General features: G+C 46.5%; 19 protein-coding genes. 11 read left to right on the forward strand and 8 right to left on the reverse strand.

Annotated features, from left to right (window positions below; all coding sequences use genetic code 11):
* The first annotated feature begins 380 nt into the window (after nucleotides 1-380).
* The 4 genes from N7E60_RS04460 to N7E60_RS04475 all read left to right on the forward strand — a co-directional run bounded on the left by N7E60_RS04460 (nucleotide 381) and on the right by N7E60_RS04475 (nucleotide 3,467).
* Nucleotides 381-1,151: an ABC transporter ATP-binding protein gene (locus tag N7E60_RS04460; RefSeq protein ID WP_069589359.1), complete on the forward strand. Its 771-nt coding sequence runs from the start codon at nucleotides 381-383 to the stop codon at nucleotides 1,149-1,151.
* 76 nt (nucleotides 1,152-1,227) lie between these two features.
* On the forward strand, nucleotides 1,228-2,004 hold the full coding sequence (locus N7E60_RS04465) for an ABC transporter substrate-binding protein (RefSeq protein WP_069589361.1): 777 nt from the start codon (nucleotides 1,228-1,230) through the stop codon (nucleotides 2,002-2,004).
* Between the two features lie 38 nt (nucleotides 2,005-2,042).
* Complete coding sequence (locus N7E60_RS04470; protein WP_069589362.1) at nucleotides 2,043-2,783, forward strand: ABC transporter permease; 741 nt, start codon at nucleotides 2,043-2,045, stop codon at nucleotides 2,781-2,783.
* Nucleotides 2,784-2,789: 6 nt separating this feature from the next.
* Nucleotides 2,790-3,467 carry an ABC transporter permease gene (locus N7E60_RS04475; protein ID WP_096631293.1) on the forward strand — a complete coding sequence of 226 codons (678 nt, stop codon included), beginning with the start codon at nucleotides 2,790-2,792 and terminating at the stop codon, nucleotides 3,465-3,467.
* 83 nt (nucleotides 3,468-3,550) lie between these two features.
* On the opposite strand, the gene xthA is transcribed toward N7E60_RS04475, so the two are convergent.
* From xthA to N7E60_RS04510, 7 genes are all read right to left on the reverse strand, one after another.
* The gene (gene xthA / locus N7E60_RS04480) at nucleotides 3,551-4,354 is read right to left on the reverse strand and encodes an exodeoxyribonuclease III (protein WP_269598227.1); all 804 of its coding nucleotides are present in this window, start codon (nucleotides 4,352-4,354) and stop codon (nucleotides 3,551-3,553) included.
* Nucleotides 4,355-4,472: 118 nt separating this feature from the next.
* On the reverse strand, nucleotides 4,473-4,673 hold the full coding sequence (locus tag N7E60_RS04485; RefSeq protein WP_167314136.1) for a hypothetical protein: 201 nt from the start codon (nucleotides 4,671-4,673) through the stop codon (nucleotides 4,473-4,475).
* A 484-nt stretch (nucleotides 4,674-5,157) separates the two neighbouring features.
* Nucleotides 5,158-6,522: a TrkH family potassium uptake protein gene (locus N7E60_RS04490; protein ID WP_269598228.1), complete on the reverse strand. Its 1,365-nt coding sequence runs from the start codon at nucleotides 6,520-6,522 to the stop codon at nucleotides 5,158-5,160.
* Between the two features lies 1 nt (nucleotide 6,523).
* Nucleotides 6,524-7,177: a potassium channel family protein gene (locus N7E60_RS04495; RefSeq protein ID WP_269598229.1), complete on the reverse strand. Its 654-nt coding sequence runs from the start codon at nucleotides 7,175-7,177 to the stop codon at nucleotides 6,524-6,526.
* Between the two features lie 15 nt (nucleotides 7,178-7,192).
* Nucleotides 7,193-8,653: a TrkH family potassium uptake protein gene (locus N7E60_RS04500; RefSeq protein ID WP_269598230.1), complete on the reverse strand. Its 1,461-nt coding sequence runs from the start codon at nucleotides 8,651-8,653 to the stop codon at nucleotides 7,193-7,195.
* The gene (locus N7E60_RS04505; protein WP_069589400.1) at nucleotides 8,646-9,350 is read right to left on the reverse strand and encodes a response regulator transcription factor; all 705 of its coding nucleotides are present in this window, start codon (nucleotides 9,348-9,350) and stop codon (nucleotides 8,646-8,648) included. Before N7E60_RS04505 ends, N7E60_RS04500 begins: the two co-directional genes overlap by 8 nt.
* Nucleotides 9,351-9,352: 2 nt before the next feature.
* Nucleotides 9,353-9,583, reverse strand: coding sequence for an ATP-binding protein (locus N7E60_RS04510; RefSeq protein WP_332301854.1), 231 nt, complete (start codon nucleotides 9,581-9,583; stop codon nucleotides 9,353-9,355).
* Nucleotides 9,584-9,626: 43 nt separating this feature from the next.
* Here N7E60_RS04510 and N7E60_RS04515 point away from each other — a divergent pair.
* Nucleotides 9,627-10,423, forward strand: a protein-coding gene (locus N7E60_RS04515; protein ID WP_269597063.1) for an IS5 family transposase whose coding sequence is annotated in 2 segments (ribosomal slippage) — nucleotides 9,627-9,965 and nucleotides 9,968-10,423 — 795 coding nt in all. Because the reading frame shifts where the segments join, the coding sequence is not laid out codon by codon here.
* Here the strand turns inward: N7E60_RS04515 and N7E60_RS04520 are convergent.
* Entirely contained in the window at nucleotides 10,310-11,233 is a 924-nt protein-coding gene (locus N7E60_RS04520) for a sensor histidine kinase (RefSeq protein ID WP_269598231.1), read from the reverse strand. The genes N7E60_RS04515 and N7E60_RS04520 overlap by 114 nt on opposite strands.
* 218 nt (nucleotides 11,234-11,451) lie before the next feature.
* Between N7E60_RS04520 and N7E60_RS04525 the strand changes: the two genes are divergently transcribed.
* From N7E60_RS04525 to arsJ, 6 genes are all read left to right on the forward strand, one after another.
* Entirely contained in the window at nucleotides 11,452-11,787 is a 336-nt protein-coding gene (locus N7E60_RS04525) for a metalloregulator ArsR/SmtB family transcription factor (protein WP_269598232.1), read from the forward strand.
* Between the two features lies 1 nt (nucleotide 11,788).
* Entirely contained in the window at nucleotides 11,789-12,502 is a 714-nt protein-coding gene (gene arsH / locus N7E60_RS04530) for an arsenical resistance protein ArsH (RefSeq protein ID WP_269598233.1), read from the forward strand.
* 15 nt (nucleotides 12,503-12,517) lie between these two features.
* The gene (arsB, locus tag N7E60_RS04535) at nucleotides 12,518-13,579 is read left to right on the forward strand and encodes an ACR3 family arsenite efflux transporter (RefSeq protein WP_269598234.1); all 1,062 of its coding nucleotides are present in this window, start codon (nucleotides 12,518-12,520) and stop codon (nucleotides 13,577-13,579) included.
* Between the two features lie 106 nt (nucleotides 13,580-13,685).
* Nucleotides 13,686-14,027 (forward strand): metalloregulator ArsR/SmtB family transcription factor, encoded by a 342-nt coding sequence (locus N7E60_RS04540; RefSeq protein ID WP_021024015.1) that lies wholly within the window; start codon nucleotides 13,686-13,688, stop codon nucleotides 14,025-14,027.
* Nucleotides 14,028-14,038: 11 nt separating this feature from the next.
* Nucleotides 14,039-15,046, forward strand: coding sequence for an ArsJ-associated glyceraldehyde-3-phosphate dehydrogenase (locus tag N7E60_RS04545; protein WP_269598235.1), 1,008 nt, complete (start codon nucleotides 14,039-14,041; stop codon nucleotides 15,044-15,046).
* Nucleotides 15,047-15,119: 73 nt separating this feature from the next.
* Entirely contained in the window at nucleotides 15,120-16,349 is a 1,230-nt protein-coding gene (arsJ, locus tag N7E60_RS04550; protein ID WP_269598540.1) for an organoarsenical effux MFS transporter ArsJ, read from the forward strand.
* The last annotated feature ends 36 nt before the right edge of the window (nucleotides 16,350-16,385 follow it).

Raw genomic sequence — 16,385 nt, forward strand, 5'->3', positions numbered from 1 at the left:
TATCGCACGTTTGCCCTTGTGTTTCTCGCCCATATTTCCGACGGTTGGCTGTTGGGAGCGGGGCAGAGAAAAATGACAGTTGTAACTGTGTTGATATGTCGACGATCTCGATATGATGAATGTTCTGGTTATTTTTTCAGCAGTAAATTTTGAATTTGACTTTTTATGCAATAATATTGACTATAATAATTTCATTTTCAAGGTTAACAAAATGTTGCTCATTAAAGGGAGGGGTGATATTTTCGATTACAAGATGTCGAATTAATCACCAACGATGGTAAGGAGTCAGGTACTCACCCAGCAGTGAGTAATAATAAGCACGCATTTGATGTGGGCAGTACGTAAACACAACAGATTTCATGGATGATAGGAGCTAGCGCATGACGGAAGCTGTAGCGCTACAGGTTAAGTCACTCAAAAAAAGCTTTGGGCAGCACCAAGTGCTCAAAGGCATTTCTCTCGACGCCCACCGTGGCGACGTTATCTCTATTATTGGCTCTTCCGGATCCGGGAAAAGCACCTTTCTGCGTTGTATCAATTTACTTGAGACGCCCACCGGTGGCGAAATTTGGGTCAATGGTGAGTTGATCAAAATGAAAAACAATCGCGCTGGTGAGCCTGTTCCCGTCAGTGACAAACAAGTGCAACGCATTCGCTCGCGTCTTGCCATGGTCTTTCAAGGGTTCAATCTTTGGTCACACATGACGGTGATGCAAAACGTCATTGAAGCGCCTGTTCATGTATTGGGGGTGCCCAAGGCTGAAGCCATTGAACAAGCTGAGGCCTTGTTGCATCGCGTTGGATTGTATGAGCGGCGCGACTACTACCCAGGCCATTTATCCGGTGGTCAGCAACAGCGTGCCGCGATTGCGCGTGCACTCGCCGTCGAGCCAGAAGTTTTGCTGTTTGATGAGCCAACCTCCGCGCTGGATCCTGAGTTAGTCGGTGAGGTGCTGGGAGTGATGCGTTCACTGGCTGAAGAAGGACGCACCATGCTGGTGGTTACCCACGAGATGAGCTTTGCACGTGATGTCTCGAATCATGTGATGTTTTTACATCAAGGGTTGGTTGAGGAGCAGGGTGACCCGAAAGAGTTGTTTAATGCCCCGGAATCAGAACGCCTGAAGCAGTTTATCTCATCCATCTATTAATTAAATATATCAATAGGATAACCATGCAAATGGGCGTAGCCCGCACAACATCGTAATAACGACAGGAGAAAGGAAAATGAAAAAATGGCTAGTTGCCGCCGCCGTGATGGCCGCGGTTGGGTCAACCTCCGTAGCAGCCAAGGATTGGAAGGTCGTACGTTTTGGGATCGAAGGGGCATACCCTCCCTTTAGTTGGACCACCAATGAAGGCGAGCTGAAAGGCTTTGATGTGGATATGGCCAATGCGCTGTGCGAAGAGATGCAAGCGAAGTGTAAAATCGTCGCTCAGGATTGGGATGGCATCATTCCCTCACTGTTAGCGCGTAAATACGATGCGATCATCGCGGCGATGTCTATCACCGAAGAGCGTAAAAAGAAAGTCGATTTCACCAACAAATACGCCCTCATCCCGAACAAATTTGTGGCTGAAAAAGGCACGGATCTGACCTTTACCAAAGAGGGATTAGATGGCGTTAAAATCGGTGTTCAGCGCGCAACCACCCATGATAAGTACCTGACGGATAACTATGGCGATGCGGTCGATATCGTTCGCTATGGCACTTTCGATGAAGCTTACCTTGATTTGAAAGCAGGTCGTATCGAATCGATTCTTGGCGATGCGTCAGCACTGCAACAAGGCCTGCTTGATAAAGAAGGCGGTGATGCATTTGAGTTTATTGGTCCGTCATTAACCGATCCTGAGTGGTTTGGTGAAGGTTTTGGCATTGCGACACGCAAGCAAGACAAAGCGCTGACTGAGAAGCTTAACCAAGCGATCGATTCGTTACGCGAAAAAGGCGTGTATGACGAGATTGCAGCCAAGTACTTCGACTACGACGTATACGGCGAGTAATAGGCAGGCGGGCAGCATGAAAGTGCTGCCCGAATCATATGATTGATTTGAAAGGTTACGAGTGGTCCCTGCTCGAAGGTGCATGGGTGACCCTTCAGGTTGCGCTGCTCTCGTTAGGTCTTGCCATGTTGCTGGGTATGCTCGGGGCGTTGGCAAAACTGTCAAAATTTTCAACGTTGCGTGGTGTAGCCACCCTTTATACGACAGTGATCCGCGGTATCCCTGACCTTGTCTTGATGATGCTGATTTTTTATGGCGGACAAATGCTACTCAATAACAGCCTTTATGGGATGAATGAGTGGCTCAATGAGTATATGGCAGGCCAGAATCCCAGTCATGAGTGGACGTCTTATTTGCCGGATTACGTCGATGTCAGCCCATTTATCGCCGGGATCCTAACCATCGGGTTTATCTTTGGCGCTTACATGGCCGAAACCTTCCGTGGCGCGATTATGGCAGTGGATTCAGGAGAGATGGAAGCGGCACGTGCCTATGGCATGAGCAGCAGTTTAGCGTTTCGCCGTATTCTTTTGCCGCAGATGATCCGTCACGCGTTACCCGGCTTCGGTAACAATTGGCTGGTGCTACTTAAAACCACCGCGCTGGTGTCAATCATCGGTCTTGATGACATGGTACGAAAAGGGGCATTGGCGGCCGGATCCACCCAAATGCCATTTACCTTCTATTTTACTGTCGCGCTGATTTTTTTGCTCTTCACCAGTATCTCGACCACGGGACTGCGTTGGATGGAGCGTCGCTTTAGTATTCACACGCGGTAGGTGCTTATGGATTTTTCACTTGTTCTGGAAACGTGGCCCATCTACCTCGAGGGATTGTGGACCACTGTATGGCTGGTATCACTGGCATTGGTAATTGGTTTAGTAGTGGCGGTGCCGGTAGCGGTAGCACGCAACGCGCAATTTCCTTTATGGCGCTATCCAGCGTGGGCGTTTATTTATTTTTTCCGTGGTACACCGCTGTTAATTCAGTTGTATCTGATTTACTACGGTTTAAGTCAGGTGATCAATGTTGAGAATACCTTATGGCAGCATGCTTGGTTCTGCGCCTTGGTAGCCTTTGTGCTCAACACAGCCGCGTATACAGCCGAAATCATTCGTGGCGCGATTAATGGTCTTCCTAAAGGGGAAGTCGAGGCGGCGATCGCTTATGGCATGAGCCCTTATAAAGCCTTTTCGCGCATTGTATTGCCGAGTGCGATGCGTCGTGCGTTACCCGCGTACAGTAACGAAGTGGTGTTTATGCTACACGGCTCAGCGGTGGCTGGGATTATCACCATTGTCGATTTAACCGGTGCCGCTCGGATTGTTAACTCGCGCTACTATGCGCCGTTCGAGTCGTTTCTGACTGCGGGTGTGTTCTATATGGCGCTGACTTTTAGCATTCTTTGGATGTTCCGCCTAGCAGAGCGCCGCTTCCTGCGCCATTTAAGGCCGCTTAGCTAATCGGTTCAATCTGCAATAAAAACGCCGCAGTGATCATCTGATCATCTGCGGCGTTTTTTTATCCAGCGCGTGTGCCTTGGGGCCTACTTAAAGGTCGCCCAAATCGGCGCGTGATCTGATGGCTTTTCAATCGCACGGAGCTCGTAGTCAATGCCAGCATCGATGCATTGGCTCGCTAGCTCTGGAGTGGCCAGAATCACGTCAATACGCAGGCCGCGGTTATCGTCAAAGCCGCGTGAGCGGTAGTCAAACCACGAGAACTGATCGTTCACGGTTGGGTGCAGGGCACGGAAAGTGTCAACAAACCCCCAATCCATAAGAGTGCCCAGCCACTCACGCTCTTCGGGTAAGAAAGAGCACTTACCGGTGCGTAGCCAGCGTTTGGCGTTTTGCTCACCAATGCCGATGTCATCGTCTTTCGGGCTGATATTGATATCGCCCATCACCACCAGCTGCTCACTGGGATCACGGCCAGACAAATAAGCCATTAGGTCTTGATAAAACTTACGCTTGGCGGGGAATTTGGTTTCATGGCTGCGGTTTTCCCCTTGCGGGAAGTAACCGTTGAGCACAGTAATTGGCTTGCCGTTTTCGTCTTCAAAGGTCGCCATGATCATCCGGCGTTGGGCGTCTTCGTCATCAGTGGGAAAGCCTTTTTGCACGCTGATAGGGGACTTTTTGCATAGCATTGCCACGCCATAATGGGCTTTTTGGCCATGAAAGTGCACTTCATAACCCATCGCTTCGACATCCGCGAGCGGGAAGGCGTCATCATGGACTTTGGTTTCTTGTAATCCGATCACGTCAGGTTGATGTTTTTCAATTAAGGCTTGCAATTGATGCAAACGAGCACGAATACCATTGATATTGAATGAAATGATTTTCACGTGTGAGGCTGCCTTTGTTGTCTTGTTAATAGCAAGACACTTTACCAGCTTCGTTCAATGAACGGAAAGGCGGCCTCTATTTCTACCGGTTACGGAAACGCGCGATATGCGCTAAGCGTTAGTGTGCGAGAGAAAACTCACCCAAGCATTCGCCTTGGCTAAAAATAGTGCCAAGCTCGGTGCTGGGATCAAATTGTAGCGTCGGTTGGGGTAATGTCGGTAGGCGATGGAGCAAGTGCTTGAGGATAATATCCCCATTAAATTGATGAATCGCGACCTGCCAGTTGGCAAGGTTAGGGAGTGAAAAGTTAACTATCAATGGCGTTCCTTACTGTTTTATTTGTGTTGTTAGCGGTTTTCGTTTGTGTTTGCGCACGGCGTAAATGATACCAGTGACGCAGTCTGCCGTTAGTAGCGGCCATATTTTATCTCCGTGAGTTAAATGATTATTGCTCTGCCCCCTCAGTGGTTATCCATCATGAGCCGCGCAAATGCGCCGGTCCCTTTGGAATGAGCGAACACCATCAATACAGTGATACTCACCAATGAGTGATAGCAAAAGGGGTGGTTAACGGGTTATCAATCTAGGAAAAAAGCGAAAGTGGATTACTGCAGAGAGTCTATGCGGGAAATAGCGTGGTCTGTCTCGACTTTGACTTGATGTCTTTTGATGCTCCGTATCTAGAGCTTTGGTCACACTACAGTATTTTTGGGGGATGTAAAGGGTTTTAACCAATAATTTATTGGTATTGACGACCATTAACGCGGCACATCAGTACCGCGTTAATGATTCTAGCGCTCGCTTATCCTATCGCTAGCTTTGTCTCTGCATAGCGTAGCTTTTTCTTTCTTGGGCTGGCTAAAAAGTAAGCCAAAGTTAGCGGGCCCAGTCGGCCAGCAAACATCATAAAAATGATAATACACTCGCCGACATCGGATAATGATCCAGTGAGTCCTCTTGAAAGGCCTACAGTTCCTAATGCAGACACGGCTTCAAAGACTACATCCGTCATTTCTGCGCTTTCACTCAGCAATAAGCAAAAAATAGCTATCCAAGTGATTCCTATTGAAATAAGCGACAGTGCCAACGCCTTACTAATAGTTTCTCTAGATATTTCACGTTTATAGACGTAAACCGCTTCATCTCGACGTAAAAATGCATATGTCGCTAAAATAAGCACCATAAAAGTAACGACTTTTATACCGCTTGCGGTACTAAGCGAGCCTCCACCAATAAACATTAATACCAAGATAATGGCGGTGGTTGCATCCTCAAGTTGATCAATCGCCAGTGTATTAAATCCTGCGGTACGCGGTGTTACTGCTTGAAACCACGAAGCAAGCCATTTTCCAGATTCACTCAAGGGAGCCAATGTATTAGGGTTATCGTACTCAATAAGATAAATGGCAATTAATGCAACACCATTAATTAAACATGTCCCAGTGATCATCATTTTGCTGTACACGGTCAGTTTTGACCAACAGCGATGACGCTTTAAATCTATCCATACCGTAAACCCTAACCCGCCAATAATAAACAGCGCAGTAATGGTTAAATTAACCGTAATATCATCAACATATGGCATTAAGCTGTCAGCGCTGAGAGCAAATCCTGCATTATTAAATGCACTGATGGTGTAAAAAAAGCCATGGAATAGACTATCAGTCCAACCCAATTCAGCTTGCCAACGGAGAGTGAGTACAACCATACCAATGGCTTCAATTAGCAACGCAAACGCAAGGACCGACTTAGCTGTCGAAGTAAGTGTTGATGCGTCTGTCTGATTGAAAGCCTCACGCGCGACGGTTCGCTGTAAGAAGCCAATTCGTCCGCCCAGCGCAATTAACGTCACAATGGCAAAGGTCATTAAACCAAGCCCACCACATTGAATAAGCAGTGCAATCACCGTTTGCCCAAACATAGTGAACTGGGTACCTGTATCAACGACAACCAGCCCAGTCACTGTCACCGCTGAGGTTGCGGTAAATAAGCTTTGAATCCAAGAGATAGGGCTTGTCGTTGCAACAGGGAGTTTTAAAAGGCATGTCCCCAGTAGGATTAGTAAGGCAAAACTACCACTTAAAATTAGCGGTGGTGCACCGAGTAATTTCTTGCCCGCTTTTGGTTTACGCTCGATAGGGCTAATCGAAGGATGCCATAACACCATGTCACACTAACCTCGGTGCAATATATTTCAGTTCAGCACGTGTACCGCACAAGAGAAGCTGATCACCCGTACGTAACTCAAAGCCTGTATCTAACCCCGTGATTACCTCTTGACCGCGCTTAACCAGCAATGGCGTGATGCTCGTCCGCGCATCGCCGAGTGCATGTGCAATTGTCCTATCATGAAGTTTGGGTTTTATCTCAATTTCTACAACATACAAGCCATGACCAATGGCAAGATAGTTATTAACCATTGGATAGTTTAAAGACTGAGCAACACGGATCCCCATTTCTTCTTCAGGATGAATGATGCGAGAAACCCCTAGTTTAGAAACAATTGTATGATGCGCTTTCGTACTGGCTTTAACCCAAATTTCTTTAACTCCTAAGTTCTTTAATGCAAGCGTACACAAGAGACTGGATTGCATGTCTTCTCCAATCGCAACGAGTACCGCGTCGCTGTTCGCTAAATCGAGTTCGCGCAGTGCATTTTCATCTGTAGAGTCACAAATGACCGCTTGAGTTAAATCTTCAACATACTGTTCAACCATTTTGGAATCTTTATCAACACCAGTAACAGTATGACCAAGATGAATAAGCTCTAGGCTCGCTGCAACACCAAAGCGACCTAACCCAATGACAGTGAAGTGTGCCATAGTCTCGTAACCTTCTTATATTTTCCAAAAGTGCGGTAATAACATTGCTAAAACCGTAAAATATTCTAGACGACCAAGGATCATCGCCACATTAAGTAACCAAATTCCTATATCACTTACTGGCTGAAAATTACTACTTACCTCACCAAATCCTGGGCCGAGTACATTAATACAAGCCACAACTGCGGTAAATGATGTCCAAAAATCAAGTCCTGTCATGATAAGTAAAAGAGTGAATACTACCGTAGTCAAAACAACTAATGACATAAAGGCCATGATTGCATTTGTAACATCTGATGAAACCGCTTTCTTTTGATAACGAATAGGGATCACTGCCCGTGGGTGAGAAAGTTGCTGAATTTCACGACGTATCACTTTAAATGTGATAATGTCTCGAATAATTTTATTACCACCTGCTGTCGAGCCAGAGCAGCCGCCAAGATAAGCACAGAAAACTAAGAACAATGCAGTTGCGGCAGGCCACGCCCCTAAATCAGCAGCGCCATAACCAGTACTCGTAATAAAAGACACAACATGGAAGAGTGCAAAGCTTACCGAAGATGCCAATGATGGGTAAGTATTTGTTTTATAGAGATAGAGACCTAAAACACTCCCTAAAAAAAGAACGATAAGTAGGAATGTTCTGGCTTCTTCGTCTTGAATGTATAACTTCACGCCTTTTGCACCGCGCTGAAAAACACGAAAATGCAAACCAAAATTGATAGCGCCTAACAGCATAAAAATATTGGCAATCATTAAAATGCTATGGCTTTCAAAGTACCACATGCTAGCGTCATGTGTTGAAAAGCCACCGGTAGAGACGGTCGTAAAGCTATGGCCTATGGCGTCAAAAAGAGACATGCCTGCCACATAATAGGAAATAGCACACAATATTGTAATCGATAAATAAACACCCCATAAGTAATGAGCGGTTTTTGTAATCCGAGGCGAAAGTTTGTCGTCTTTTATTGGCCCAGGCGTTTCTGCTTTAAGAAGACGCATTCCGCCAACATTGAGCATCGGCAAGACTGCTACAACAAAAATGACAACACCAAGCCCTCCCATCCATTGTAGAAATTGACGATACATTAAAAAAGAAGGTGGCATAGTATCTAAGTTAGAGAGTACTGTTGCTCCAGTCGTCGTTAGTGCACTGATAGATTCAAAAACTGCATCAGAAAAGTTCACGCGAGTAACAGAATAAATAGGCAAAGCGCCTAATATCCCAGTTACAAACCAAGTTAAGGTTGCAAATATCAATGCATCTCTAAATGCTACGTTTTCAATCTTCTCTTTTCGAAAATAGAAAGATAATAAGAAAGAAAAAGATAGCATTATTATAGCTGGCCGAAAAAATAATCTAGATATATGATCTTCAAACAGGAAAAGTGATAGGATACCAAATGAAAACTGAACGATACCCATCCATAGAATGGGCATAGATAATAAACGAACGGTACTTTTAGGGTTAATCATTTTCAATCTCATCGACACAAAGACGATAACCAATACCAGGCTCTGTTTTTATTATATTTTTTCGACTTTCTTCCTCGCATATTTTTTTTCTTATCTGACTAACTAAAACACGTAGATAGTGGCTGTCTTGTCTATGTGTTTCACCCCAAATTGAGATAAGAAGATCGTCTTGTCTTACTAAACCACCATTACCTTCCATGAGCATTTTAATAAAGTGAAATTCTTTCTTTGTTAACGAGATCAAACGCGAATCATACCAAAATTGATGGCTAGACAAAGATAAGCTTAATTCGCCGCACTGAATAAGATCCTCGGTTTTCTTTGATGGTGCGATTAAATCTCTGACGAGCACTTTTATTCTTACAATAAGCTCTTTCACGCCAAATGGTTTGCTTATATAATCATTTGCACCGGCTTCGAGTAATGTGATTTTCTCATCTTCCTGATCGCGCGCAGTGAGAATAATAACCGGTGTTGTATGTCCTTTTTCTCGAATGTGATTGAGTAAAGAAATACCTTCGCCGTCGGGTAAGCCTAAATCCAATACAATCACATCGGGGGACCGATTCTGAATAACACTTAATGCGCCATCTAATGAATATGCACCGAGATAATCAAATCCTTCTGCATTCAGTGATATTCGAACAAATGTATGGATTTGTTTTTCATCATCAACCAATAATACGCGGTATGCCATCATTACTCTCCACCATCAACAGGCAAACAAATTCTCATTAAACAGCCTATTTCTGAGTGTGCTAACTCAATCCTGCCCTGATGTGCCCGTATAACTCCATTAGCAACCGCCAGCCCCAGCCCTGACCCACTATCGCTTTTTTTATCCTCGTGCGTTGTATAAAAAAGATCAAATATCTTATGTGCATGTTTTAGGGGGATCCCTTTACCCTGATCTTTAGAACCTATCTCAATAGGTGTTGTCTGAGTAAATCAACACCTATTGAAAATACTGTAAATGAATTCGACACAATACCTAATCTCTGACGCCCTTTGGGCAAAAATTGAGCCGCTTTTACCAATCCACAAGACGAACCATCCTCTAGGAACACATCGAAAGAGAGTCGATAATCGTGATGCTATGAACGGCATCCTCTTTGTTCTCAGAACTGGTTGTCAGTGGAATGCGCTTAACGCGACAGGTATTTGTTCCTCTAGCTCTGCACATCGTCGTTTTCAAGAGTGGCGAGATGCAGGAGTCTTTGAGCGATTTTGGCAAAATGGCCTGATTTACGAAGGGGTTGATTGGAGTTCCATATCAATGGACGGGTGCCAAACTAAAGCACCTTTAGCTGGCTCAAAAAAACAGGTAAGAACCCAACAGACCGTGCGAAACAAGGCGTAAAACGCAGTTTGTTGACGGATGCGAATGGATTGCCACTGGCTGTTGTTAGCGATGGCGCAAACGTCCACGACATTAAGCTGGTACTTCAAACATTAGATGCACTAGAGTGTTATCGGCCGCCGCTGAAAGTACCTTTGTACCTAGACAAAGGTTATACAGGCCAGTGGTTACATGATGAACTGGTTGCTTTGAACTACATTCCCCATGTTCAATCACGTGCTGAAGAGGCCGCGAGCTTGAAGCAATCGGATGATTTTAAGGCTCATCGTTGGGTTGTTGAGCGAACTCATAGCTGGCTAAACCGTTATCGTAGATTGCTTGTTCGTTGGGAAAAGAAAATCGAAAACTACGAGGCCATGTTGCATTTTGCTTGTGGCCTCATTGTTTGGAATAAATCCCTTTTGGGATAGGTTCTTAATATCGATGTATATGTTGTTTGACTGACTATATACATGAATAGTCACAATGGTGTTTGCCGGAGAATATCTTAAGGCGTTGTCAATAATATTAAAAATGGCTTGTTCTATGAGTGCACGGCTGACCGGCACAGTAGGAGATTCAATGCTGGTAATTTTTACTCGTTCAGGCTCATGACACCGAGAGACAGAAACATTGATAACATCGATGATGTTTTCAGCGTTTTTATTGATCACTAAACTACCGTGTTGCAACTTAGTGGCTTGCAGCAAGTTCTCTATGTAGTGATGTAGGCGGTGGCTTTCTTGCGTCGCGCTATCGAGTAGCTCATTCCTTTCTGTATGCGACAGTTTATTCATATACGCTTGCAACGTTGTCAAGGTACCAATAATTGTCGCTAACGGGGTACGTAAGTCGTGTGAAACGGAGAGTAAGATGCTATTTCTTAATCGGGTTTGCTCTAATTCATCACGTTGTTGGCGATAAAAGTGTGCTATGTAGCTTGTCACGCCAGCGACCAACATAAATACCACCAAGTTAATGACATCAGTGACGTCGCTCATTTGTAAAGAAAAACGCGGGGCGGTGAAAAGAAAATTAAAGCTAAGTGCAGCGACTAAAGATATCGGTACAGCCAGAGAGGGACCGGATTGCAGAGCAACAATTGCAACAGAAAGTTGTAGTAGTAGTAACACTGCAATTGTTACAGGAATAAAAGTGTTCAGTATCCAGCATAGCAATAGTGTAGTACCAAGTAAGCTAAAGGAGGCACACACAGGATAACGGCGAAGAAACTGTAGCATTCTTAAGGCTCATGCAATTCATGAAGCCTCGTAATGTACCAAAAAGGCTGCCTACAGCCGCGTAAAAAAAGCGTAAAAAATTCACTCTTTCATGAGCAAATAGTCAAAAATTTGACGAAATTACTGTTTCCAATTGGTTATCATGGCTCAGTATTTCAATTGACATATGGAAAACCATATATATTATTTACCATATATGAAAAGCGCGGATGACCTCAATGTGTGACACCCTAACGTTTTACAAAGCCTTATCTGAGCCCACTCGGCTGATCTCTCTATTGCTGCTCTCACAGCATGGTGAGTTATGTGTATGCGATTTAATGACTGCGCTGGCGTTGAGTCAGCCTAAAATTTCACGGCATTTGGCGGAGCTACGTAAGCATCAGTTAGTCGTCGGAGAGCGTCGTGGTAAGTGGGTCTATTACCAATTACACCCAGCCTTACCTGACTGGATGCGCGACATTTTACTGACCACGGTAAAACACAATCCTGCCATGTTGCCGCCTGTTGAGCCAATGGCCTTTAGTCAGACTTGCTGTGAGGAAAAACAATAGTATGAATGATAACGAACTCCCAAATATCACGGCCGATGCGTTTGATATTCCGTCGGCTGATAAGTTTGCGGTTCAGCGATCGAGCCACCGTCCTCGTATCTTGCTGCTATATGGTTCCTTACGGACACGTTCATACAGTCGACTGTTAGTAGAAGAGGCTGCGCGTTTGCTGACTGTGATGGGGGCTGAAGCGAAGATTTATGATCCTAGCGGATTGCCCGCGCCCGATAGTGTTGATCCTTCACATGAGAAAGTGGCGGAATTGCGCGAGTTGATGATGTGGTCTGAAGGGCAGGTTTGGTGTTCGCCTGAACGACACGGTTCGATGACCAGTATCATGAAAAGCCAAATCGACTGGGTGCCTCTAAGTCTTGGGGCCGTGAGACCAACCCAAGGCAAAGTGCTCGCAGTGATGCAAGTATGTGGGGGCTCCCAATCATTCAATACGGTTAATCAGCTCCGCGTTCTCGGCCGCTGGATGCGTATGTTTACCATTCCGAACCAATCATCAGTGCCCAAAGCCTATTTAGAGTTTGATGAACAAGGCCGGATGCTGCCATCGCCTTTTTATCAACGCATTGTTGATGTGGTGGAAGAGCTTATGAAATTTACGCTCTTACTTCGTGACAACAAAGACTATCTCGTTGATCGCTACTCTGAGCGCGTTGAGAGTGCCGATGAACTATCAGCACGTGTCAATCAACGTCAGATATAAAAAGGAAATATCGCGATGACTCAATCTGATACCTGTGCACCGTCGGCCGCGCAAAGAATGGGATGGCTCGATCGGTATTTAACCGTGTGGATTTTCCTCGCTATGGCCATTGGGGTCAGTATAGGGTGGATTTATCCAGAAGTGGCGACCCTCAGTGAGCGCTTATCGGTCGGGAGCACCAATGTGCCGCTGGCGATTGGCTTGATTTTAATGATGTATCCGCCACTGGCGAAAGTAAATTATCGCTTACTGGGCTCGGTTACGCGCGACAAAAAAGCCATCACGCTGTCGCTGATCATGAACTGGGTCGTGGGTCCCATTCTTATGTTCGCGCTGGCGGTGCTGTTTTTACGTGATGAGCCAGGCTACATGGCGGGAGTGATATTGATTGGCCTTGCCCGTTGTATCGCTATGGTCTTGGTGTGGAACGATATCAGTGGCGGTAATAAAGAGTATGGCGCGGCACTGGTGGCCATGAATAGCTTATTTCAGATCCTGACCTACAGTGTGATGGCATGGCTATTTATCACCGTTTTACCCCCCATGCTGGGCTTACAAAGTTTTGTGGTGGATGTGACCATGGGGGATATCGCACAAAGTGTGCTGATTTACTTGGGTATCCCTTTTGTCGCGGGCTATCTATCACGCACCGTGCTGGTCGCTAAAAAGGGGGAGCAATGGTACGAAAATGTCTTTTTGCCACGTATCTCCCCGATGACGTTAATCGCTTTGTTGGCAACCATTGTGTTGATGTTTAGCCTAAAAGGGGAGGCGATTATTGCGCTGCCACTTGATGTGTTGCGTATCGCTGTACCGCTAGTGACCTACTTTGTGCTGATGTTCTTTATTAGCTTCTTTGTGGGCAAAAAACTGGGGATCCGGTATGACCGCAACGCGTCGATTGCGTTTACTTCATCTGGCAATAACTTTGAGTTAGCCATTGCGGTGGCGATAGCGGTGTTTGGTATTCACTCAGATCAAGCCTTTGCAGGGGTGATTGGGCCGCTGGTGGAAGTGCCTGTGTTGATTGCCTTGGTAAATGTCGCGCTAAGAATGAAGCGACGCTATACGACTTAATATGAAGCTTTTATGAATCCCTGTCTGTGAGGGTTGCATGCCGGCTTAGGTTTATTAATATGCGCATATCCATATATGCATTTAGTGGAGTGTAGTGAGAGAGCCTATGTTGCCTCATCAGTTTTTCAAATTATTGGCCGATGAAACGCGCGTGCGATGTTTACTGCTTATTGCCCGTGAAGGGCAGTTATGTGTGTGCGAGCTCACCGAAGCGCTGGACACCTCGCAGCCGAAGATCTCACGTCATTTGGCGCAACTGCGGGCCAGTGGTGTGTTGGTTGATACGCGCCAAGGGCAATGGGTGTTTTATCGCTTAGCCGCTGACTTACCCGGCTGGATGCGCAAACAAATTCAGGGGTTAGTTGATTCCAACTGCCTAAAAGACACTTATCAAGAAGATATCACGCGGCTGGCCAAAATGGCGTCACGCCCCACCTGCTGCGTGTAAAGGAGAAAGCAATGACAATTAAAGTCGGAATCAATGGGTTTGGCCGTATCGGTCGTTTGGCATTAAGGGCAGCATTTGATTGGCCAGAGCTCGAGTTTGTGCATATTAACGATGTGGCGGGAGATACCGAAACGCTGGCGCATCTGCTGGAGTTTGATTCGGTACAAGGGCGCTGGCATCACGCGGTGAGTGTAGAAGGCAACCGCGTACAGATTAACGGCCAAACACTGACGACAAGCCAAGAAAAAGCGATTGATGCAGTCGACTGGTCAGGCTGCGATGTGGTGATTGAAGCAACGGGAAAACACCGTGACGCGGATTTGCTGCAACAATATTTGGGCCAAGGCGTAAAGCGCGTGGTGGTCTCTGCGCCAGTCAAAGATGAGCGTGTGGCGAATATCGTGGTGGGGGTGAATGACGCGATTTTTGATCCGAGTAAACACCGGATCGTTACCGCAGCGTCGTGTACCACGAACTGCTTGGCTCCGATTGTGAAAGTGATTCATGAAAAGCTGGGGATTGCACAGTCGACCTTCACCACTATTCATGATTTAACCAATACCCAAACGATTTTAGATGCGCCGCATAAAGACTTACGTCGTGCCCGCGCATGCGGCATGAGTTTGATCCCGACTACTACAGGATCGGCGACCGCTATCGTAGAAATTTTCCCGGATCTAAAAGGCAAGATTAATGGCCATGCGGTGCGTGTCCCCCTCGCCAATGCGTCGCTGACGGATGTGATCTTTGATGTGGAAACCGATACCACTGCTGAAGAGGTGAATGCACTGTTGCAAGAGGCTGCCGACGGCGAGCTTAAAGGCATTCTTGGCTTTGAGGCGCGTCCTTTAGTCTCGATTGATTACCGTGGCGATCAGCGCTCTACTATTGTCGATGGTTTATCCACCATGGTAGTGGGTAAGCGTATGGTCAAAATCTATGCGTGGTATGACAACGAAATGGGGTATGCCACGCGCACTGCTGAGCTGGTGCGCAACGTCGGCGGCGTTGATCAGTAATCGCTTTTTTATCGGGTAGCGATGTGTGCCCAGTGCCGCATCGCCCTTTTTGGTATGTGAATCGATGACCACTATGTTTGCTCAATTAAGCCAATCTGTGCGCCAGTATATGCTGGTCACCTTTAACTATTGGAATTTCACCATCACCGACGGTGCACTGCGGATGCTGGTGGTGCTGTATTTTTATGAGTTGGGCTACGGCACGTTAGAAATCGCCTCGCTGTTTTTGTTTTACGAATTTTTCGGGGTGGTCACTAACCTTATCGGTGGATGGCTCGGTGCGCGTTTAGGCCTTAATCGCACCATGAATATTGGCCTTGGCATGCAAATTATCGCGCTTGCCATGTTAGCCGTGCCAGCTGGTTGGCTCACCATTCCTTGGGTGATGGCGGCTCAAGCCTTGTCTGGCATTGCAAAGGATCTGAACAAGATGAGCGCTAAAAGCGCGATCAAAACCTTAGTGCCTGACAACGCACAGGGAGCCCTGTTTAAGTGGATTGCAATCTTGACCGGCTCGAAGAATGCACTCAAAGGTGTGGGCTTTTTTGTCGGTGGCGCCTTGCTCTCATTAATTGGCTTTCAGTATGCGGTGGCGGCGATGGCTGGCGTGTTGAGTTTGGTGTTTATCGGCAGTGTGGTATCGCTCAATGCGGAGTTGGGGAAAGCGAAAAATAAGCCTAAGTTTTCGGAAATCTTTTCCAAGTCTCGCAGCGTGAATATCCTCTCGGCAGCACGTTTATTTCTTTTCGGCGCTCGAGACGTTTGGTTTGTGGTGGCCTTGCCAATTTATCTTGGCACCACATTTGGTTGGAGCCACAGTGCGGTGGGCGGCTTTCTTGCACTATGGGTGATCGCTTACGGCGTGGTGCAAGGGATTGCGCCGAAAATTACCGGGCGCCAAATTGGCCATTCGCCGGGCGGTAAAGCGGCGTTAGGTTGGGCAGGTTTATTGGCGGTGGTGACGGGTATTATTGCTTACGCGATTGGCGAACAGTGGTATCCGCAAGGGGTGATTATCGTTGGACTCATGGTATTTGGGGCGATATTTGCGATTAACTCGTCACTGCATTCCTACTTGATTGTCAGCTACGCCAAAGGCGACGGCGTGTCGCTGGATGTAGGATTTTATTATATGGCGAACGCCATGGGACGCTTAATTGGCACCGTGTTATCCGGTTGGGTTTTCCAAGTATGGGGACTGGCGGCATGCCTTTGGGTGTCGTTTGGATTTCTTACCGTAACCACGGTCATTTCGCTGTGGTTACCGAACCGTCAACCACAGCCTTTGCCGCCTTGGTCATAACCGCAGAATGAGATAAGTGCCACCCAGCAGGCTGGG

It is taken from the genome of Salinivibrio proteolyticus (assembly GCF_027286365.1).
GTDB lineage: Bacteria > Pseudomonadota > Gammaproteobacteria > Enterobacterales > Vibrionaceae > Salinivibrio > Salinivibrio proteolyticus.